Annotated in this window: 17 protein-coding genes; 8 read left to right on the top strand and 9 right to left on the bottom strand. The window is 72.1% G+C overall.

Annotated features, from left to right (window positions below; translation table 11 throughout):
• Nucleotides 1–103: 103 nt before the first annotated feature.
• The 7 genes from mnhG to ACFQ2V_RS09880 all read right to left on the bottom strand — a co-directional run bounded on the left by mnhG (nucleotide 104) and on the right by ACFQ2V_RS09880 (nucleotide 7,209).
• Nucleotides 104–472, bottom strand: a complete 369-nt coding sequence (mnhG, locus tag ACFQ2V_RS09910) for a monovalent cation/H(+) antiporter subunit G (RefSeq protein ID WP_386052524.1) — start codon at nucleotides 470–472, stop codon at nucleotides 104–106.
• Nucleotides 469–768, bottom strand: a complete 300-nt coding sequence (locus ACFQ2V_RS09905; RefSeq protein ID WP_386052523.1) for a monovalent cation/H+ antiporter complex subunit F — start codon at nucleotides 766–768, stop codon at nucleotides 469–471. Before ACFQ2V_RS09905 ends, mnhG begins: the two co-directional genes overlap by 4 nt.
• On the bottom strand, nucleotides 765–1,466 hold the full coding sequence (locus tag ACFQ2V_RS09900; RefSeq protein ID WP_386052522.1) for a Na+/H+ antiporter subunit E: 702 nt from the start codon (nucleotides 1,464–1,466) through the stop codon (nucleotides 765–767). Before ACFQ2V_RS09900 ends, ACFQ2V_RS09905 begins: the two co-directional genes overlap by 4 nt.
• A complete protein-coding gene (locus tag ACFQ2V_RS09895; RefSeq protein WP_386052521.1) occupies nucleotides 1,463–3,082 on the bottom strand; it encodes a Na+/H+ antiporter subunit D in 1,620 nt (539 codons plus the stop codon). The genes ACFQ2V_RS09900 and ACFQ2V_RS09895 overlap by 4 nt, the downstream gene beginning before the upstream one ends.
• A complete protein-coding gene (locus ACFQ2V_RS09890) occupies nucleotides 3,079–3,573 on the bottom strand; it encodes an NADH-quinone oxidoreductase subunit K (RefSeq protein ID WP_386052520.1) in 495 nt (164 codons plus the stop codon). The genes ACFQ2V_RS09895 and ACFQ2V_RS09890 overlap by 4 nt, the downstream gene beginning before the upstream one ends.
• Nucleotides 3,570–6,428: a Na+/H+ antiporter subunit A gene (locus ACFQ2V_RS09885; RefSeq protein ID WP_386052519.1), complete on the bottom strand. Its 2,859-nt coding sequence runs from the start codon at nucleotides 6,426–6,428 to the stop codon at nucleotides 3,570–3,572. Before ACFQ2V_RS09885 ends, ACFQ2V_RS09890 begins: the two co-directional genes overlap by 4 nt.
• Before the next feature lie 100 nt (nucleotides 6,429–6,528).
• Nucleotides 6,529–7,209, bottom strand: coding sequence for a hypothetical protein (locus tag ACFQ2V_RS09880; protein ID WP_386052518.1), 681 nt, complete (start codon nucleotides 7,207–7,209; stop codon nucleotides 6,529–6,531).
• Between the two features lie 71 nt (nucleotides 7,210–7,280).
• Between ACFQ2V_RS09880 and ACFQ2V_RS09875 the strand changes: the two genes are divergently transcribed.
• The 7 genes from ACFQ2V_RS09875 to ACFQ2V_RS09845 all read left to right on the top strand — a co-directional run bounded on the left by ACFQ2V_RS09875 (nucleotide 7,281) and on the right by ACFQ2V_RS09845 (nucleotide 14,993).
• Nucleotides 7,281–8,060, top strand: coding sequence for an SURF1 family protein (locus ACFQ2V_RS09875; RefSeq protein ID WP_386052517.1), 780 nt, complete (start codon nucleotides 7,281–7,283; stop codon nucleotides 8,058–8,060).
• A complete protein-coding gene (locus tag ACFQ2V_RS09870; protein WP_386052516.1) occupies nucleotides 8,057–8,431 on the top strand; it encodes a DUF3817 domain-containing protein in 375 nt (124 codons plus the stop codon). The genes ACFQ2V_RS09875 and ACFQ2V_RS09870 overlap by 4 nt, the downstream gene beginning before the upstream one ends.
• A gap of 279 nt (nucleotides 8,432–8,710) precedes the next feature.
• The gene (gene guaA, locus ACFQ2V_RS09865) at nucleotides 8,711–10,300 is read left to right on the top strand and encodes a glutamine-hydrolyzing GMP synthase (RefSeq protein ID WP_386052515.1); all 1,590 of its coding nucleotides are present in this window, start codon (nucleotides 8,711–8,713) and stop codon (nucleotides 10,298–10,300) included.
• Nucleotides 10,301–10,532: 232 nt separating this feature from the next.
• Nucleotides 10,533–11,294 carry an AfsR/SARP family transcriptional regulator gene (locus ACFQ2V_RS09860; protein ID WP_386052514.1) on the top strand — a complete coding sequence of 254 codons (762 nt, stop codon included), beginning with the start codon at nucleotides 10,533–10,535 and terminating at the stop codon, nucleotides 11,292–11,294.
• Nucleotides 11,291–11,515 (top strand): hypothetical protein, encoded by a 225-nt coding sequence (locus tag ACFQ2V_RS09855; RefSeq protein WP_386052513.1) that lies wholly within the window; start codon nucleotides 11,291–11,293, stop codon nucleotides 11,513–11,515. The genes ACFQ2V_RS09860 and ACFQ2V_RS09855 overlap by 4 nt, the downstream gene beginning before the upstream one ends.
• Nucleotides 11,516–11,596: 81 nt before the next feature.
• Nucleotides 11,597–14,278, top strand: coding sequence for a PKD domain-containing protein (locus ACFQ2V_RS09850; RefSeq protein WP_386052512.1), 2,682 nt, complete (start codon nucleotides 11,597–11,599; stop codon nucleotides 14,276–14,278).
• A gap of 196 nt (nucleotides 14,279–14,474) precedes the next feature.
• Nucleotides 14,475–14,993: a hypothetical protein gene (locus tag ACFQ2V_RS09845; protein WP_386052511.1), complete on the top strand. Its 519-nt coding sequence runs from the start codon at nucleotides 14,475–14,477 to the stop codon at nucleotides 14,991–14,993.
• Nucleotides 14,994–15,073: 80 nt separating this feature from the next.
• On the opposite strand, the gene ACFQ2V_RS09840 is transcribed toward ACFQ2V_RS09845, so the two are convergent.
• A complete protein-coding gene (locus ACFQ2V_RS09840) occupies nucleotides 15,074–15,562 on the bottom strand; it encodes a hypothetical protein (RefSeq protein WP_386052510.1) in 489 nt (162 codons plus the stop codon).
• A gap of 157 nt (nucleotides 15,563–15,719) precedes the next feature.
• On the opposite strand from ACFQ2V_RS09840, the gene ACFQ2V_RS09835 reads away from it, so the two are divergent.
• Nucleotides 15,720–18,377 carry an asparagine synthase-related protein gene (locus ACFQ2V_RS09835; protein ID WP_386052509.1) on the top strand — a complete coding sequence of 886 codons (2,658 nt, stop codon included), beginning with the start codon at nucleotides 15,720–15,722 and terminating at the stop codon, nucleotides 18,375–18,377.
• Between the two features lie 46 nt (nucleotides 18,378–18,423).
• On the opposite strand, the gene ACFQ2V_RS09830 is transcribed toward ACFQ2V_RS09835, so the two are convergent.
• Nucleotides 18,424–19,245 carry a PIG-L deacetylase family protein gene (locus ACFQ2V_RS09830; RefSeq protein WP_386052508.1) on the bottom strand — a complete coding sequence of 274 codons (822 nt, stop codon included), beginning with the start codon at nucleotides 19,243–19,245 and terminating at the stop codon, nucleotides 18,424–18,426.
• Between the last annotated feature and the right edge of the window lie 19 nt (nucleotides 19,246–19,264).

Genomic DNA, 19,264 nt, shown 5'->3' with positions numbered 1-19,264 from the left:
TTCCGTCGGGGCCACGGCCCGACCGTAAGAGCTCCAGTGGACTTGAGGTCAAACCCTCATGGGGTATGCCGTCCGCCACCGGCGGGGGTGCCGACGAGAGGCGTCAGCGCGTCGGGTCCCAGCCGGAACGCTCGAGCGCCTCGGAGAGCTCGTCGACCTCGAGCGTGCCGTAGTCGACGTGGCGGTTGCGGTAGGCCGCCCGCCCGACGAGGTGGGCCGAGACGGGGGAGGTGAAGAACTGGGTCGCCGCGAGGAGCACGAGCGTCGTGACGGCAGCCCAGGTGCGCAGGGTCAGCGCGAGGCCGGCGAGGATGAGGATCAGGCCGAGGGTCTGCGGCTTCGTGGCGGCGTGCAGCCGGGAGAGGGCGTCGGGGAAGCGCAGCAGGCCGATGGCGCCCGCCAGGCAGAGGAACGAGCCGAGCAGCAGGCACACGCCCCCGGCGGCGTCGAGCACGGTGGTCAGGGTCGTCATGGCTGCTCCGGGATCTCGCGCTGGACCGCGTCGGGCTCGTCGGAGTCGCGGGACATGAAGCGGGTGACCGCGACGCCGCCGACGAAGCCGACCAGCCCGAGCACCATGAGGAGCGGCAGGTAGGTCGAGGTGTTCTGTCGGGCCGACTCGAGCGCCACCCCGGCGATGACGATGACGAGCAGGATCTCGGCCGCGATGATGCGGTCGAGGTTGCTCGGCCCGCGGAAGAGCCGGACGAGCACCAGGGCGGCTGCCGCCCCGAGCATGGCGAGGGCCAGGGTGAGGACGACGGTCACGGGAGCTCCTCCCTGCCGTCGGGGTGGTCGTCGAGGTGGTCGTCGAGGTCGTCGTCGGATCGGTCGCCGTTCGACGAGCTGCGCTGCCCCTCAGGCAGATCCGCGGTCGTGTGGCCCGGCCACGGCGCACCGGTCTCGACCGACGCGATCTCCTCGCGCGAGCCGAAGGTGCGCACGACGCGCCGTTCGACCACGAGCACGTGGGCGCGCTGCGCCTCGATGGCAGCGTCGTCGTCGACATCGAGCAGGTGCAGGTAGAGGACCGACGTCGACCGGCGCGCGTCGACGACGACCGAGCCCGGCACCAGTGCCACCAGCTCGGCCGTGATCGTGAGGTAGAAGTCGGAGCGCGACCGCAGCTGCACCCCGATGACGGCGTTGCGCGGCCGGCGCGTGCCGAACGCGAGCAGCATGACCTGCCACGAGGCGACGACGAGGTCGGCGAGGAAACGCAGGATGAGCCAGGCCAGCCGGAGCGGGCGCAGGCGTCCGCGGAACTCGATCGACGGGAGCGGGAACGCGTACGTCACGACGAGGCCGACGAGGACGCCGTTGACGACGTTGCCCCACGTGACGCGGTCCCAGAGCAGCACCCAGGCGAGGGCGATGGTGGCGACGGCGCGAGGCTGCAGCACGCGACGCCTGCGACGGGGCGCCTCGGGCCCTCGGTGCGCCGTGCCCGTGCGTGTCTCGGTCATCGCCGCACGCCCTCGGGCAGCACCGTGGTGACGTACGGGTCGCGGCGGGCGAGGTCGCCCGCCGCCCGCTGCGTGTAGGCGTACAGGGGGCCGGCCACGAACGTGATGGCGAGCCCGACCGCAGTCATGGCGGCCGTCGCGCCCAGCATCGTGCGGGGCAGCGTGCGCGGGGCGGTGTCCACGACGACAGCGGTGGCGGGGTCGGCCGCCGGCTCGACGTCGAGGGTGCCGAGCTGCAGGCCGGCGGCGGTCTCGATCGAGTGCGGGGCGTCGGCGAGCGTGCGCCAGAACGCCTGGCTCCACACCTTCGCGAGCGCGTAGAGCGTGAGCAGGCTCGTGACGATGCCGCCGACGACGAGCAGCCAGGCGAGCGGGGTGCCGAGCGCGATGCCGGCGTGGAGCAGCCCGATCTTCGCGAGGAAGCCCGACATCGGGGGGATGCCCGAGAGGTTCATCGCCGAGACGAAGAAGAGGGTCGCGAGGACGGGGGAGGCCGCCGCGAGCCCACCGAGGCGGTCGAGCGACGTGGTGCCCCCGAGCCGCTCGACGAGACCGGTGATGAGGAAGAGTGCCGTCTGGATGGTGATGTGGTGCGCCACGTAGAAGATCGCCCCGGCCGTGCCCTCTGGGGTGGCGAGGGCGATGCCGAAGATCATGTAGCCGATGTGGCTGACGAGGGTGAACGACAGGATCCTCTTGAGACCCGACTGCGACACCGCGCCGAGGATGCCGATGACCATCGTGAGCAGCGCCGCCCACATGAGAAGGCCCTGCAGGGGGGAGTCGGGGAAGAGCAGCGTCTGCACCCGGATGATCGCGTAGACGCCGACCTTGGTGAGGAGTCCGGCGAACACGGCCGTCACCGGAGCGGGAGCGGTGGGGTAGCTGTCGGGCAGCCACGCCGACATGGGGAAGATCGCCGCCTTGATCGCGAAGGCCGTGAGCAGGCAGAGCTGCAGCACGAGGGCGACGCCCGGCGCGAGGTCGCCGACGCGGATCGCCAGCTGGGCGAGGTTGACGGTGCCCGTGGCGGCGTACACGGCGGCGATGCCCACGAGGAAGAGCGCCGAGCTGAGCAGGCTGACGACGACGTACGTGGTGCCCGCGTGGATGCGGGACGCGGCTCCGCCCACCGTGATGAGCACGTAGGAGCTGAAGAGCAGGATCTCGAAGCCGACGAACAGGTTGAACAGGTCGCCGGCGAGGAACGCGTTGGAGACACCTGCCGACAGCACGAGGTAGGTCGGGTGGAAGATCGTGAGCGGCGTCTCGCTCTCGTTCTCCTCCTCGCTGTCGGCCTGCCCCTGACCGATGGCGAAGACGAGCACGAGCAGCGTGACGATGCCCGACACGAGCAGCATGAGGGCGCTGAGCCGGTCGGCGACGAGCGAGATGCCGAGTGGCTCCTGCCACGCGCCCAGCCACAGCACCTGGGGCCCGCGCACGTCGGTCTGCCGGACGAGCACGCCTGCGACCGCGACCACCGCGGCGAGCACGGCGATGCTCACGCTGCGCTGGAGCCGCGGGGAGCGCCGGAACGCGAGGGTCAGCGCCGCGCCGAGCAGCGGCAGCAGCACCGGGAGGGGCACGAGGTTCGACACCGGGAAGTCCGTCATGTCCGCTCGCCCCCGTCGGCCGTCGTCTCGCCTGCCAGCTCGTCGGAGGTGGTCGTCGACGTCTCGGACGGGTCGTAGGTCGACGACGTCTGGTCCTCGAGGGCCAGGCGCTGGATGCGGGCGTCCTCGGCGTCGTCGGGCACGTCGTCGGTGCCGGAGATCTGCCAGAGCCGGTAGGAGAGCGCGAGGAGGAAGCCGATCGTGGCCAGCGAGATGACGATCGCGGTGAGCACCATCGCCTGGGGGAGCGGGTCGCTGATCGCCGCGGGGTCCTCGTCGACGAACGGGGCGCGGCCGGCGCGCCCGCTGATGACGAGATAGAGCACGGCGACGCCGTTGCCGATGAGCACCATGCCGAGCAGCACGCGCACGAGGCTGCGGTCGAGCGCCAGTGCGGTGCCGGCGGCGACGAGGAAGACGGTGACGAGCACCAGCGTGAGGTTGGGCTGGAGGGTCGACTCGATGAGGGCCGGGGCGATGGTCGGAGTCATGCCCTGGCCACCTCGGACTCGCGCTCGGACTCCTCGTCGGCGATCTGCCGGTCGATGCCGGTGCCGAGGCTGCGCACGATGTCGAGCATCATCCCGACGACGATGAGGTAGACACCGATGTCGAAGAAGAGCGAGGTGACGAGGTGCACCTCGCCCCACGGGGGCAGCGTGAAGTCGACCGCGGTCGTCTCGAGGATCGTGCCGCCGAAGGCGAGCGGCGCGAGGGCCGAGCCGACGACGACGAGCAGGCCGAGACCGACGAGGAGGCCGGCGTCGAAGGGTGCCGCCTCGTCGAGCTCGTAGCGGCCCCCCGCGAGGTAGCGCACCACGAGCGCGAGCCCGGCGACGAGGCCGCCGGCGAAACCGCCGCCCGGCTGGTTGTGGCCGGCGAAGAGCAGGTAGAGCGACGCGGCCAGCATGACGTGGAAGACGAGGCGGGTGACGACCTCGAAGATGACCGAGCGCTTCTCCTTGCGCATGGTGCGTCCGCCGTGCAGCCAGGTGCCGCGCGACGGGTTGCTCGAGGGCAGCGCCTTGGCCGTCACCCGCGAGAGCCGCGTGTTGCGGGTGCGCACGAAGATGAGGCTCGCGATGCCGGTCGCCGCGGCGACGAGGACCGACACCTCGCCGAGGGTGTCCCAGGCGCGGATGTCGACGAGCGTCACGTTGACGATGTTCTTGCCGTGGCCGAACGCGTACGCCTCCCTCGGGAAGTCGACCGACACCGGGTCGACCGTGCGGCCGCCCGACGCGACGAGCGCGATGAGGCCGACCGAGGCGCCCACGGCGATGCCCAGGGCGATGCGCCAGGTGCGCGACGGTGAGTGCGGGTGACGGGTGAACTTCGTCGGAAGGCGGCGAAGGGCCAGCACGAAGACGACGAGCGACACGGTCTCGACGAGCATCTGCGTGATCGCGAGGTCGGGGGCGCCGTGGAGGATGAAGAGGAGCGAGACGCCGTAGCCGGTGGCGCCGACGAGCATGACCGCGGTGAGGCGGCGACGCGTGACGAGGACGAGAAGCGCCGCGACGACCATGAAGGCCCCGACGACGACCTGGCCAGCGTTGTCCCACAAGCGGATCGGCGGCAGCGACCCGCGGGTCGCCGCGGCGCCCCCGGGCAGCGCGACGAAGACGATGAGGATCGCCGCCAGGTAGATGGGCAGGGAGCCGCGCTGGGTGACCGCCGTGGTCTCGACGGCGCCGCGGTCGACCCATCGCAGCGTGTGCGCGAAACCCCGCTCGCCGTCGACCAGGGCGGGCACCCTGGCCTGCGCCCGCCCGACGACGTCGCGACGGGCGAAGAGCAGCAGGCCGGTCGCGACCGAGACGACGGACAGCACGAGCGGCACGGTGATGCCGTGCCAGAGCGCGAGCGTCGGCGGGGCATCGCCGAGGGGGAACGACACGGCGTACGGCAGCAGCCACGGGGACTCGAGCGGGGAGAGCAGGCCGAGCAGCAGGCATCCGACGCCGAGCAGCAGGGGGGAGAGGACGAAGCCCGGGTGGGCCGCCTTGACCGCGGTGGGCTCGAGGCCGGGCTTCGTCGCGAAGGCGCCCCAGAGGAAGCGCGCCGTGTAGGCGACGGTGAGCGCAGAGCCCGCGACGACGCCGGCGATCGAGAGCCAGCTCCACGGGGCGGGCAGGGGGGTCGACGTCTGGACGTCCTGCCACAGCGCCTCGAGTGCGCTCTCCTTCGACACGAAGCCCGCGAGCGGGACGATGCCCGCCATCGACAGCGCCGCGAGGGTGGCGGGGACCGAGACCGGCAGCAGCCGCCGGCCGACGCCCGACAGCTCGCGCAGGTCACGGGTGCCCGTGAGCTTGTCGACGACGCCCACGGTGAGGAAGAGAGTCGACTTGAAGAGGCCGTGCGCGATGACGAGGGCGAGGGCCGACAGCGCTGACGTCTTCGTCCCGAGGCCCGCGATGGCCACGATGAAGCCGAGCTGGCTCACGGTGCCGTAGGCGAGGAGCAGCTTGATGTCGTGCTGTCGCAGCGCTCGCCAGCCGCCGACGAGCATCGTGAAGACGCCCAGCCCTACGGTCAGCGCGTGCCAGGCGGGCGCCCCGGCGAAGCCCGGTGCGAGCAGCGCGACGAGGTAGATGCCGGCCTTGACCATCGCGGCCGCATGGAGGTAGGCGCTCACGGGGGTCGGCGCCGCCATGGCGCCCGGCAGCCAGAAGTGGAACGGCACCAGTGCCGACTTCGACAGGGCGCCGACGAGGAGCAGCACGAGCGCCGTCACGGTGACGGCGTCGAGCGCCGGAGGATGGGCGAGCAGCTCGCTGATGGAGTACGTGTGGTGCACGCCCACGGCGATGATGCCGATGAGCATCGCCAGTCCGCCGAAGGTGGTGACGACGAGAGCCTGCATCGCGGCGCGACGGTTCGTCGAGCTGGCCGGGTTGTGGCCGATGAGCAGGTAGGAGAAGACGGTCGTCAGCTCCCAGAAGACGTAGAGCAGGAGCAGGTTGTCGGTGAGGACGAGCCCGAGCATCGCCCCGGCGAAGGCGGTGAACACCGACGTGAAGCGCCACAGGGTCGGGTCGCGGTCGGCGAAGTACCAGGTGCAGTAGAGCAGCACGAGGGCCCCGACGCCGGTGACGAGCAGGGCGAGCACCCAGGAGAGGGTGGTGAGGCGGAAGTCGAGGTCGATGCCGAGGCCGGGAACCCACGAGATGCGTTGTGTCGGAAGGTTGCCCGCGCGAACGTCACCAGAGACGGAGACGAGCCAGGCGAACGAGACTGCCGGTGTGACGGCGAGGACGGGAAAGGCCTTGGTGCGGAGCACCTTCGCCAGCCACGGCGCGACGACGGCGGCAAGCAGGTGCAGGAGCAACAGTTGCGCCACGGCGGCCCCTCGGTCGTCGGGTGTGCGGATCGGTCCACGTCAGGTCGTGGTCCCAATCCTAGGTGCACCGAGTCGGCCCGCTGACCGCGGGCCGACCCGGTCAGAACGTGACGAAGGTGCCGCGGGCGAGGAAGAAGCCGCGGCGGGACGAGCTGTCGACGCACGTGACCCCCGACTCCTCGCTGACGCACGCGACAGGGTCGAGGGCGGCGGTGCGTGAGCCGTAGGAGAGCTTCGGCTCTCCACCGTCGCGGATCGTGTCGGCGTTGCACACGGGTCGCGCGCCCGACGCCCGGAGCTCGACGCGACCGATGTCCGTGGGTCCGCCGGGCGGGCAGATCGACGTCGTGGGCAGGCCGACGCGCCCCGACCTGACCTCGCAGGCGGCGAGGCCCCGCGCACCCCCGAGGTGGCAGACGATGTTGCCGCTCGGGCTCTGGAAGGTGCTGGTCACCGGCGAGGCGGGCGAGGCGGACTCTATGCGCGCCCGCGCCTCGGCGTACGAGTGCGGTGCGTTGCGCTGACGCCCGACCGCGAGGGCGGTCGGCACGGCCGCGGTGGTCGGCTGGGCGGCGACCGTGGGCACGGACGTCCTGGCAGGAGCGGGCGTGGTGGCCGCGGCCTTCGCCGGCGGGTCGACGAAGACCGTCACGGTCGGCCGGCTCGAGGGGGTGTCCGTTCCGCACGCCGCGACGAGCGCGGCGGCGGCGAGCAGGACCGCGGGCGCGACGACGACCGCGCGGGACGGCATACGGCCCGGGCGGGCACGGAACGTGGGCATGGCGCAGCAGTCTGGCACGGACGGCCGGCCCGGGGCAGGTCGGCGCCAGGGAGGTGACCTACCCTTGGGGCGTGTTCCGGCAGCTGCTCACCCCTCGCTGGGTCGGCATGCTCGCGGCCCTCCTGGTGGTCGTCGCCGCCTGCACCTGGCTCGGCCTGTGGCAGCTCGGCGTCGCCCGTGACTCGGGCCGCCAGGACGTTGTCGCCGCCGCGTCGACACTCGAGCGGGCCCCGCTCCAGCAGGTCACCGCCCCCCACAGCGACTTCCGCGCCGAGCTGTCCAACCGCCCCGTCACCGTCACGGGCAGGTATGCCGCCGAGCGCAGTCTGCTCGTCGTCGACCGTCGTCTGGGTGGCCGCGTCGGCTCGTGGGTGGTCACGCCCCTCGAGACCGACGGCGGCACCGTGCCCGTGCTGCGCGGCTTCGTCGACGGCACGCCCGTCAGGGCGCCCGCGCCGCCGACGGGGGTCGTCACCGTGAGCGGGACCCTCGGGCCCGGCGAGTCGCCACGCCCCGGCGACCCGCTGCCGCCGCCGCGAGTGCGCTCCATCGACCTCGCGACCCTCGTCAACGAGTGGCCCGGCGACCTCTACAACGCGGTCGTCCTCGCCTCCGCGGAGACGTCAGGCCCGTCGGCGGGCGCCGACGTGCTGCCGTCCGGCCTCACCCGGGTGCCACCGCCACCGCTCGACGCGCCCCTGAACCTGCGCAACGCGGCCTACGCCGTCCAGTGGTGGGTCTTCGGGATCTTCGCGATCTGGATGTGGTGGAAGATGTTCCGAGCAGAACAGCAGGCGGAGGACCCCGTCGCTGCACCGACAGACGCACCGAGAGAAGGCGCGACGACGTGAGCACGTACCCCCACACCCTGGCCAAGCCGCAGCAGATCCGGTCGGCCCTGTCGATCTACCGCGTCCTCGCGACCGTGGCCGGCATCGCGCTGTTCGTGCTGATCCTCGAGATGGTCATGAAGTACGTCTTCAAGCAGACCAACGTGCTCACCGAGTACTGGAGCCCGATCCACGGCGTCATCTACATGGCGTATGCCGCGTCGGTCGCGAACCTGGGCCTCAAGTCCGCGTGGGGCGTGGTGCGCATCGTGAAGAACCTGCTCGCGGGGTTCGTCCCCGTCGTGCCGTGGATCGCCGAACGGCGCAACACGGTCGCCACCGAGGCGCTGCTCTCGCGGGCCTACGCCGTGGGCGGCCCCGACCGCGCCTGAGGGGTGGCGCCGGGCTGAGCCGAGCCCCCGAACGGCTCCCGGACGGCTCCCGAACGGCTCCCGAACCGGGCTCCCTGCCCACGTCGGCCATGTCGCGATCTGCCGAGCTTCCCTTCCTGGGTCCGGCGACGCGGGGGAGGCCCGCGCCGAGGCGCTGCGTCTCGACCGGCGTGCCCGCGACGTCTCGAAGGACCACCGGGCGACCGGCCCGCACGGGTGGTCCGCTGACGGGGCGGACGCCGTCCGGGGGTCGCCCTCCGGGCCGATAGGCTGGCGCCCGTGACCGAAGCGCACGCGACCGACCTGCAGAGCCACCCCGTCCTCGTCGTCGACTTCGGCGCGCAGTACGCCCAGCTGATCGCCCGGCGGGTGCGCGAGGCCCAGGTCTACAGCGAGGTCGTCCCGCACTCGATGAGCGTCGGCGACATGCTCGCCAAGGAGCCCGCGGCGATCATCCTCTCCGGAGGGCCGAGCTCGGTCTACGAGGACGGTGCTCCCCGCCTCGACCCGGCGCTGCTCGAGGCAGGCGTGCCCGTTTTCGGCATGTGCTACGGCTTCCAGTCCATGGCCCAGGCCCTCGGTGGCACCGTCGCCCGCACGGGTGCCCGCGAGTACGGCAAGACGGACGCGGCCATCAGCGACGTCGAGTCCACGCTCTTCGCCGGCCAGCCCCCGAGCCAGACCGTGTGGATGTCGCACGGCGACTCCGTGAGCGCAGCGCCCGACGGCTTCGCCGTCACCGCGACCACGGCAGGTACGCCGGTGGCCGCGTTCGAGGACGACGAGCGCCGCCTCTACGGCGTGCAGTGGCACCCCGAGGTGCTGCACTCCGAGCAGGGCCAGCGCGTGCTCGAGAACTTCCTCTGGAAGGGCGCGCGCATCACGCCCGACTGGACTCCCGGACACGTCGTCGACGAGCTCGTCGTGGCGATCCGCGAGCAGGTCGGCGAGGACCGCGTGCTCTGCGCGCTGTCCGGCGGGGTCGACTCCTCCGTCGCGGCAGCCTTGGTGCAGAAGGCCGTCGGTGACCAGCTGACCTGCGTCTTCGTCGACCACGGCCTGCTCCGCGAGGGAGAGGCCGAGCAGGTCGAGAAGGACTTCGTCGAGGCCACGGGCGTCGACCTCGTCGTCGTCGACGCGCGCGAGCGCTTCCTCGACGCACTGGCCGGCGTCACCGACCCCGAGACCAAGCGCAAGATCATCGGCGAGCACTTCATCCGCGTCTTCGAGCAGGCCGCCCGCGACGTCGTCCACGACCGCGGCGACGAGGAGCATCCCGTCAAGTGGCTCGTCCAGGGCACGCTCTACCCCGACGTCGTCGAGTCCGGCGGCGGTGAGGGCGCGGCCAACATCAAGAGCCACCACAACGTCGGCGGGCTGCCGGACGACCTGCAGTTCTCGCTCATCGAGCCGCTGCGCACGCTCTTCAAGGACGAGGTGCGCCAGGTCGGGCTCGAGCTCGGCGTGCCCGAGGTCATCGTCTGGCGCCAGCCGTTCCCGGGGCCCGGTCTCGGCATCCGTATCATCGGCGCGGTCGACGCCGAGCGCCTCGCGGTCCTGCGCCGAGCCGACGCCATCGCCCGCGAGGAGCTGACCAGGGCCGGCCTCGACCGCGACATCTGGCAGTGCCCTGTCGTGCTGCTCGCCGACGTCCGCTCGGTCGGCGTCCAGGGCGACGGCCGCACCTACGGCCACCCGGTGGTGCTACGGCCCGTCGCCTCCGAGGACGCGATGACCGCCGACTGGGCGCGCGTCCCCTACGACGTGCTCGCGACCATCTCGACGCGCATCACCAACGAGGTGGAAGAGGTCAACCGGGTCGTGCTCGACGTCACGAGCAAGCCGCCGGGCACCATCGAGTGGGAGTGACGGCCGCCACGTGTGGCCGCCGAAGCCGCGGCTGCCGCACCCGCTGACCGACCCTGACCAACCCTGACGAGGCGATGGATTCGTCCGCTTTGTCAACGGAGTAACACGTCGCGGGTGGCGCCCGAGGCGAAACAGGCACCCAATTTTCGGCGCGCTGCGGCACCGATGCTGGCGCGTGCCCGCCTGCCGGACCGCTCCCATCATGGACTCACGTCCTTGAGGGGGGATCGTGATGAGGCGACCTGATGAACGTCTGACCATCAGGCTCTGTGGGGGTCTGACGCTGAGCGGCGGAGGGGCCGCGCTCGGCCCGCGACAGCTGGGTGGCGCGAAGGTGCGCCAGGTGCTGCTCGCGCTGTGTCTGCACCATGAGACCGGGGTCTCGAAGGCTCGGCTCGTCGAGCTGCTGTGGGGGGTCGCTCCTCCGCACGGCGCCATGGCGACGCTCGAGTCGTACGTGAGTCTCCTGCGCCGGCGCCTGGAGGTCCTGGTCGGCGGCACGGCGGGCCCGGTGCTGACGATGCCCGGCGGCTACCGGCTCGACGTCGACCGGGTGGACCTCGACATCCGACGGTTCCGGCGCCTGCGGGTCGCCGCCCGCGACGGCGGGGCGACCTCGGCCGGGGCCCTGCGCCGCTACGCCTCGGCCCTAGCCGCCGTCCAGGCCGCGCTGCTGCCCGAGGAGGACTCGGTGTGGATCAGCGAGGCGCGGCGCGACCACGACGACGAGGTCCTGCAGGCCACGCTGGACGCGGCCGAGCTGGCCCTCGCGGCGGGCGCCCACGGGCAGGCAGAGCGCTGGGCCGCGCAGGCCCTCCAGCGCGACCAGTTCTCCGAGTCGGCGTGGCTCGTGCTCCTCAGGTCGTTCGAGCTGCGCGGCCAGCACGCCGACGGGCTGCGCGCGTACGAGTCCTGTCGGTCGCTCTTCGCGGCCGAGCTCGGCTGCCAGCCGGGAGCCCGGGTGCGTGAGGTGTTCCGCGGTTGCTCGGGGTGAACGAGAGCCACGACGACGACGCGCTCGACGAGCTGGTCGAGGCCGTCTTCCGGCTCCACCTCGCCCTCGTCGCGGACCCCGCGCGCAACGGCGTGGGTATGCCGCGTGGCCCCGGCGGCACCGGATCCCTAAGGCGGGCGTTCGAGGACGACTCCACGCGCCTCAGGCACCTGCTCGAGGACGTGACGAGGCACCACCCGGGCACCCCCGCGTCGGCGTGACCGACACGCCCACCGACATACCGACAGATCCACCGACACCCAGAAGCACCAACGCAGAAGAAAGCAAGGAGGAGGACGGCCATGTCCAGTCAACTGGGAGGTGCGCTCATGAGGCGCACCGCCGGCGGACCCCGTGAGGGGGTTGGCTCGCCCCGTCGACGCCGACTCCTCTCGGCGGTGGCCGCCATCGCTCTCGCCGGCAGCCTGGCACCGGTGGCGAACAACGCCGCCAACGGTGCCGTGGCCCCACTGGTCGCGCCGGCGATCAACCCCGTGGTGGCCTCGAGCACGCAGTTCGACATCACCGGGTTCATCCAGACCGCCACGGTGGACACACCCGGCGACCCGCACTCCGGCGGCGTGCTGACCGTCAACGGGCACACCATCGTGATCCCCAAGGAGACGGTGGTCATCCTGCCGGCGAGCGCGCTCACGTGGCAGGAGCTGTTCACGCACGCACCGGCGCCCTATGCGGGGTCGACCCCGCCGCAGACGGGCATGGCGCTGGCCGACACGCCCAAGCCGCTGACGACGTACGAGGTGCACGTCGTCGGCAACCGGGTCATCAACGCGAGCGGTGACCGCTACATCGCGGGCCTGGTCCACATCGCCCAGCAGGACCTCAACAACGGCGCCGGCTACGTGAACTTCATCGACTACACCACCGGCGAGCTCGAGGTCGGCGGCAAGTCCGGCGTCGCCGGCACCGGCACCCGGGTCCGGATCAACGACCCCGCCATCGCGGGTTCGACGACCTCCGGCCGCTACGGCCGCGCCGCGACGCCCGACGACCGCTTCCAGGTCGACCAGGACAACCCGACCATCCTCGCCGAGACCGGCTTCCCGATGTGCATCCCGCGCTCGGCGCCGACCACGACGAACGACGACGCGCTGTGCCCGCAGTCGAACCGTCCCGTCTACACGGGCACGGACACCTCGGGCATCACCCCGCAGCCCGCGCTGCCGGCGCTCGGTGCGGCATACACGATGTTCCGGATGGACTCGCCGGCCGACGTCGACGCCAACCCGAGCACGTGCCCGCGCGGCACCTGCGCCGACCCGCGCAAGCAGGCACCGTTCGAGATCGGTGACTACGTCACGTTCGCCGGCAACCTCATCCAGGACGGCGGCGCCAACGGCGGGCAGTACATCTCGGCCCACACGATCGTGGCGAGCCTCGGCATCTACACCCAGCCGGGCGTCGACCCCGCCTACGTGTCGGTCGACGTGTCGCTCATCGGCACCGGGGGCCTCACGGTCTTCGGCGCAGGAGAGGCAGCGGTCCGCACCCGCTTCGAGGGCATGAGCACCGACGAGACCCGCCTGGTGCGCCTCTACGGCATCGACATCAACCCGATCACCGGCGCCACCAGCGACCGCGAGTGGGGCACGGTCATGCCCGACCCCGGTCCTCCCGGCGGTGCGGTGCGCGGACGCTGGCGGTTCCGTCCGCCGTGCACCGCGACGGTCGCGACCCAGAAGGCATGCACGCCACCCCCGGCCGGACAGTTCATCCCACCCACGCGTGAGGTGCGGGCAGTGGTCGACGGTGACTCGCAGTTCAAGCCGGGCACGATCGAGGCCAACCCGAACAGCCAGGTCCCCGGCACACCGGGCGCCAGGACTGCGGCCAACGGCATCTACTACGGCCAGTACCACGCCCCCATCGGCGAGTACATCTTCCCGGAGAACGTGCCCGGAACCCCGGTCCCCGAGAACAACTTCAACACGATCGGGTTCCTCGCGTACGGCGGCTACCAGTCGCTGACCGGAACGCCGGCCGGCGTGCTCGACCCGTGGCCGAGCGACGTCGCCCCGCCAGCGGTGGTGTGCGCGACCCCGACGCTCAACGGCGCACCGTTCTCGGTCGCCAACGGCGGCACCGTGAAGCTCTCGGGCAGCATCCCTGCCGGCTCCTCTGCGCCGGTCACGCTCCAGTGGACCGCGGGGACGAGCGTCGGTGGCACCAACCTCAACGGTGCCCTCACCGGGGCCAGCACGACGACGCCGACGTTCAACGCCTCGACGGTTGCGCCGGGTACGTACAACGTGCGGTTCGCCGCGTCGAACCCCTGCGGTGTCGCCACCGTCGACACGACGATCCAGGTGACAGCCACGCCCGCGCCGACCATCGCGCCGATCCAGAACCAGACGGTGACGGCCGGCAACCTGGTGACCATCTCGGCCACGAGCAACGCTCTGCCCGCGCCGACGTGGGCCTGGGCGAAGGTGTCCGGGCCGGCCAGCCCGGCCCTGTCGCAGACGCCGGCAGCGGCGACCCCGAGCGCCACCTCGCAGCTGAAGTTCACGCCCACCGTCGCAGGGACGTACGTCTACAGCGTGGCTGCGACGAACTCCAACGGCACGTCGTCGACCACCAACATGACCGTCACCGTCACGGCCGCGGTGCCGACGAACATCACCCTGACGCCGGTCGAGTACCGCACCAGCAAGCAGCGGCTCGTCATCACCGCGACGTCCACGGACGCCACCGTCAGCTCGATGCGGCTCCTGCCGTACCTGACGGAGTCCGGCACGACGTTCGACCCGGCAACGCTGGGGGCGGCGAACCTCACGGTCTCGCTGGTGGCACCCGGTTCGTTCACCGTCACCGCGGTCGGCGCCCCGCCGCCGGCCTGCAACCTCGGTGGCACCTACGCGACGCCGTGTGCGCAGTCGCCGATCACGGTCAAGGCGCTCAACGCCGCCGGCACGGTGATCGGGACGAGCCCGCCGTCGAAGCTCGACAAGATCAGGCAGTGACCCAGGCCTGACCGACGGTGGCTGCTGGGGCCGAAGGGCTCTGGCAGCCACCCGAGCGCTCGCCGTCGGCGCGGCAGACCGCCCGGCGGCCACCAGGACGTTGTCGTCGGGTCACGACCCCGGGCCCCGACGGCAACCCCCAGACCACCCGCCCGCACCGTCCCGGGCGGGGCCCAGTCCGTGAGGAGGTCCTGCGATGTCCGTTGCCACCCCGACACGGCGCACCTGGTGCGCCGCGGCGGCGGCCGTCGTGACCGCGGTCCTCCTCACGGCCTGCGGGGTCGACACCGCCCCACCGACCGAGGCGCCGATCGGGGCACAGACTTCCGCACAGACCTCCGCGTCGACCACGGCACCCCCTGCGCCGGCTGCGGTGGCGAGCGGACCGACGGGTGCGGCCGACCGCGCACAGGGCGTCCCACCCGCCGCCCGGGCTGGCGCAGACCGCGTCGAGGTCGACAAGTGCTGGACCAACGCGACCGCAACCACCGGCGGGCAGCTGCTGGTGCGCGCTCGCAGCTCCGACCGGGGGGCGCGCCTGGTCGCGTACCGGGCTGACGGCAAGCTCATCGGCGAGGTCCACAACGGTGGCGGCCAGCGCTATGGCGGCACCGTGTTTCCCTGGCAGGCAACGGATCCCGTGACCGTGACCGTTCGTAGCAGCTCGGGCGGGAGCGTCACCGTACCGACGACGCCCTTCCGGCCCGAGAGCTGAGTACGTCGGTCACCGCACGCAGACGTACGTATGCCGCCCGGGGGGCCGGGCGGCATACGCAGTCTTCTCGACGGGCCCGGTCAGAGGCCGGTGGCGGCGATGTAGGCGCCGGCGTTGCCGTTCGGGTTCACCAGGACCATGGGCATGTCGCACATCTTCGGCAGCCACACCATGCCGTCGAGCCGGGCGTCACCCTCCATGTCGAGCGGAGCCGTCATGGTCGTGCCGACGACCATGCCGTTGCAGACGACCGAGGCGCTGATCGACGTCACCGGTCCTGGGGTGCCGCGATCGGGGATGACGAGGCCCTCCACGCGTACCCGGACCCGGCCGTCCGAGCGGACGCGGGCCGTGCCTTCGTCGACTACCCACGGAAGCTGACCCGGCTTGACCATGGCGATGGTCGGTCCGTCCGGCATGCTGCCCGTGAGGTCGGCGCGCAGGATCGTGTGGCCCGAGCGGTGATGGCCCGAAGAGCCGTCGCTCGCAGAGGCCGCGGGGGCCACGAGGGTGGTGAGGCCGAGGACGGCGCCTGCGACGAGGGCTGCGGTGCGGGTCGGTCTGTGCATGACGTGCTCCTTCTCCGTTGAGGGATGCTCCCCAATGAACGACGCTCACCAGAGGTGGTCCGGTTCACGCCCCCGGAAGGTTTCGTGCGACCGCGCGGACCGCGGCGCGCGGCGGGGGTGGGTCTGGGCTGGTCCGCCCCCGTCTAGGGTTGACCCCATGTGCGGAATCGCCGGACACCTGGGTGTCCACGCCGACGAGGCCCTGCTCGACCGACTGCTCGCGACGCATCCGGGCGCGGGCCCGGCGTCGACCGCGCGTGACGAGGACGCGGGCCTGGCCGCCCGCCCGTCGCACGACGACACGGGCCTCGACCGGCTGGCCACGAGCCGGGGAGGTCGCTTCACGCTCGCGCTCGACGGCGAGCTCCACAACCGCGCCGAGCTGCGCGGCGACCTCGAGACGCTCGGTCACGACTTCGGCGTCGGGAGTGACGCCGAGGTCGTGCTCACTGCGTTCACGGAGTGGGGCACGGACGGTCTCGACCGTCTCGACGGCGCCTTCGCGCTCGCCGTGTGGGACCGCGACACCCGCACCATGACCCTGGCGCGCGACCACTTCGGGGTGCGGCCGCTCTACGTCGCCGCTTCGGGCTCCGGCTGGCTCTTCGCGAGCGAGATCCGCGGCATCCTCGACAGCGGCCTCCACGAGCGCCGCCCCGACGACCGCACCATCTACCGCTACCTGCGTTTCCGCGTCCACGACGACGGCCCGGCGACGTTCTTCGCCGGCATCGAGCACGTCGGAGCCGGCGAGGTCGTGACACTCGGCCCGCAGGGCCTCGAGCGCCGCCGCTACACCCGCCTGCGCGAGGAGCTCGCCGCGCTCGCCCGGTCACCACGCCCCTACACGCCCGAGGCCGCGGCGGAGTTCCGTTCCCTGCTGACCGCGTCCGTACGCCGTCGGTCGGCTTCCCCGGGCCGCGTCGGCACCGCCCTGTCGGGCGGCATCGACTCCGCGGCCATCGCGTCGCTGCTCGAGACCGTCGAGCACGGGACCGGAGGCGCAGGCGCGTCAGATGTGGCCGGCGGTTCGGGCGTGCAGCGCACGTGGTCGGCGGTCTACCCCGGCTCACCCATCGACGAGCAGGCCCAGGTCGACGCCGTCACGGCCGGCCTCGGCGCCCGCGTCGAGGCCCACCGCGTCGAGCCGACCCCGTCCGAGTTCAAGAAGGACATGCGCGACCTCGTGCGCACCCAGGAGGAGCCCCTCGGGTCGACCGGCCCGTACACGCAGTACCGGGTGCTGCAGGAGGCCGCCCAGCGTGACGCTGTCGTGCTCGACGGCCACGGCGGGGACGAGCTGCTCGGCGGGTTCGGGGCCCACCACCTGATCCACCTGCGTCGGCTGCGGGGCCGCAGCGCGGCGCTCGCCGCCTCCGAGCTCGGCCGCTCGCTCGACGTGCTCGTGCGTCGCGGCCGCCCGCGGGTCGGCGACCGGCTGCGCGGGCGCAAGGCGGTCGCCGTCACCTCGCTGCTCGGGGCCGAGTTCGCGCGGGCCCACGCGGCCGAGACCCACGACGTCGAGAGCTCCGACCTGCGCAAGCGCCTCGTCGACGACCTCTTCGTCGACTCGCTGCCGTCGCAGCTGCGCTCGACCGACAAGAACGCCCGACGCTTCGGCGTCTCCGTGCGGCTGCCCTTCGTCGACCGCGACCTCGCGCGCTTCGTGTTCGGTCTCGACGACGACGCCCTCATCAAGGACGGCCTCGGCAAGCGCGTGCTGCGCGACGCGATGCGTGGCCTGCTTCCCGACTCGGTCGTCGACCGCCGCGACAAGGTCGGTTCGACCACCCCGCAGGCCGACTGGTTCATGCGACTGAAGAACCACATCTACGGTGAGTTCCTCTCCGAGTCGTTCGCGAACCGGCCCTACTTCGACCAGACGGCGGTGCTGCACGCGTTCGAGGGCTGGATCAAGGGCACCAACGCCGTCGACTCGTCGACGATCTGGCGCATCCTCAACGTGGAGCTGTGGCTGCAGGAGTTCTTCGACGAGCGTGAGCCCGAGGCCGCGGACGTCGTCGAGGCGGTCAAGACCGACTACGAGCCCAACGCCCGCAAGCAGCTCGACCTCGTCACGGCCGACGGCACGTCGGTGCGTCGCTACCCGCTGCGCACCGACCTCTACGCGCGCGAGGACGACCTCGAGGCGAAGACCATGGGCTACATCGACCGGTTCTTCTCGGGTCTGCTCGAGGCCGGCGACGAGCACGTCGCGGCGACGACCGGCCGCTGGTACTTCTTCATCTCCGAGAAGATCGTCGCCATCACCCAGGGTCGCTCCTACTTCATCTGGGACATCAAGGTCGGTCGTCCGGCCCGGCTGCTGAGCCGTTACGTGACCCGCACCCCGGCCGGCATCGGGCTCGGCTCGCCCTTCACGATGCAGCTGGCGATCGAGGAGGCCGGGCTGCCGCGGGTGCTCTTCGCGTCAGCGGGCGGCGCCATCGGCAAGGTGCTCGGCAAGCGAGGCCTGTTCTACGACCTCGTCGGCGGCGACATCCGCGCCATCGACGGCCCCACCGAGTACTCCGTCTACCCGGCCAACGTCTCGGCCAAGCTCGGCCCCAAGGACCCCGACGACGTCGCGGCACGCCTGTCGGCGGCCATCCGCGAGAGGGTCCCCGCGGCGTACCGCGACACGTTCGGCGGCACCGTCGTCATGGACGCCAACGACATCGGCCGCAACGTGCTCGGCAAGGACGCGCCGGGCTCGAAGGAGCACTACGAGCTGATGTTCGCCGACAACCCGCTGGGCCAGGGCTCGGAGCAGACCCCCATGGCCATCGTCTTCGAGCAGCCCGCCACCGCCTGACCCGGCCCGGCCTGCCGCACTCCCGCCGCCCTGCCCTCTCGACGGGTCAGGGGAGGTCGGCGAAGACGTCGCGGCGGATCGCCGACCCTGCGGGCAGGGACCGGTCGACGAACCACTCGCGACCGAAGACCACGTCGTAGAGGGGGCGGGGGATCCGCAGGAAGGCGGCGAGGGTGCGGTCCGCGCCACCGTCGGCGCTCGCCTGCGAGGTGTGCGCCCGCATCGAGGCCCGCTTGGCCGCGATGTGGCGCCGCACACCGATGCGGTGGGTGATCTCGCTGCGCGCCGAGAAGGCCCGGTCGAAGCTCGAACGGTCGAACTCGGGCGGGAATCGGTAGACCTTCGCGGCGAGGTCGATGGCGCGACAGATCGTGTCTCGCGGCGCCGTGGCCTCGAGGACCCGCGGGGTGCCGGCGAGCTCGGCGGCCAGGGCGCCGACGACGTGCACCTGCTTGTGGTCGGGATGGCCGTAGCCGCCGTTGGGCTCGTAGCTGAGCAGGACGTCGACCTGCTCCTCGCGGAGGATGTCGGCGAGCCGGGTCGCGGCCTCGTCGACGTCGGCCCGCACGAACCGGGTGGTGCCGGGCGGGTCGGGCGCGACCTCCGGCCCGAGACCGCTGTCGGCGTAGCCCAGGTGCTCGACGCGTGCGACACCCAGCGCCCGCGCGCTCGCCCGCAGCTCGTCCATGCGGGTCGCGGCGAGGGCGCCGTCGCCGGTGTACTCGCTCGCAGCGAGACCGAGCTCACCGTCCGTGGCCACCACCACGACCACCCGGTGCCCCTCGGCAGCGGCGCGGGCCATCGTGCCCGACGTCAGCAGCGCCTCGTCGTCGGGATGCGCGTGGAAGGCGAGCAGGGTGTGGGGCACAGTCACCCATCCTGACGCA

It is taken from the genome of Terrabacter terrigena (assembly GCF_042676085.1).
Classification (GTDB): Bacteria; Actinomycetota; Actinomycetes; order Actinomycetales; family Dermatophilaceae; genus Terrabacter; species Terrabacter terrigena.
This window is presented reverse-complemented; position numbering and strand designations above follow the sequence as displayed.

Excerpts from the sequence above, each read along its gene's own strand:
- mnhG (WP_386052524.1), bottom strand. The coding sequence starts at position 472 with ATGACGACCCTGACCACCGTGCTCGACGCCGCCGGGGGCGTGTGCCTG.
- ACFQ2V_RS09900 (WP_386052522.1), bottom strand. The coding sequence starts at position 1,466 with ATGACCGAGACACGCACGGGCACGGCGCACCGAGGGCCCGAGGCGCCC.
- ACFQ2V_RS09895 (WP_386052521.1), bottom strand. The coding sequence starts at position 3,082 with ATGACGGACTTCCCGGTGTCGAACCTCGTGCCCCTCCCGGTGCTGCTG.
- ACFQ2V_RS09890 (WP_386052520.1), bottom strand. The coding sequence starts at position 3,573 with ATGACTCCGACCATCGCCCCGGCCCTCATCGAGTCGACCCTCCAGCCC.
- ACFQ2V_RS09880 (WP_386052518.1), bottom strand. The coding sequence starts at position 7,209 with ATGCCCACGTTCCGTGCCCGCCCGGGCCGTATGCCGTCCCGCGCGGTC.
- ACFQ2V_RS09860 (WP_386052514.1), top strand. The coding sequence starts at position 10,533 with ATGAGGCGACCTGATGAACGTCTGACCATCAGGCTCTGTGGGGGTCTG.
- ACFQ2V_RS09850 (WP_386052512.1), top strand. The coding sequence starts at position 11,597 with ATGTCCAGTCAACTGGGAGGTGCGCTCATGAGGCGCACCGCCGGCGGA.
- ACFQ2V_RS09845 (WP_386052511.1), top strand. The coding sequence starts at position 14,475 with ATGTCCGTTGCCACCCCGACACGGCGCACCTGGTGCGCCGCGGCGGCG.
- ACFQ2V_RS09840 (WP_386052510.1), bottom strand. The coding sequence starts at position 15,562 with ATGCACAGACCGACCCGCACCGCAGCCCTCGTCGCAGGCGCCGTCCTC.
- ACFQ2V_RS09835 (WP_386052509.1), top strand. The coding sequence starts at position 15,720 with ATGTGCGGAATCGCCGGACACCTGGGTGTCCACGCCGACGAGGCCCTG.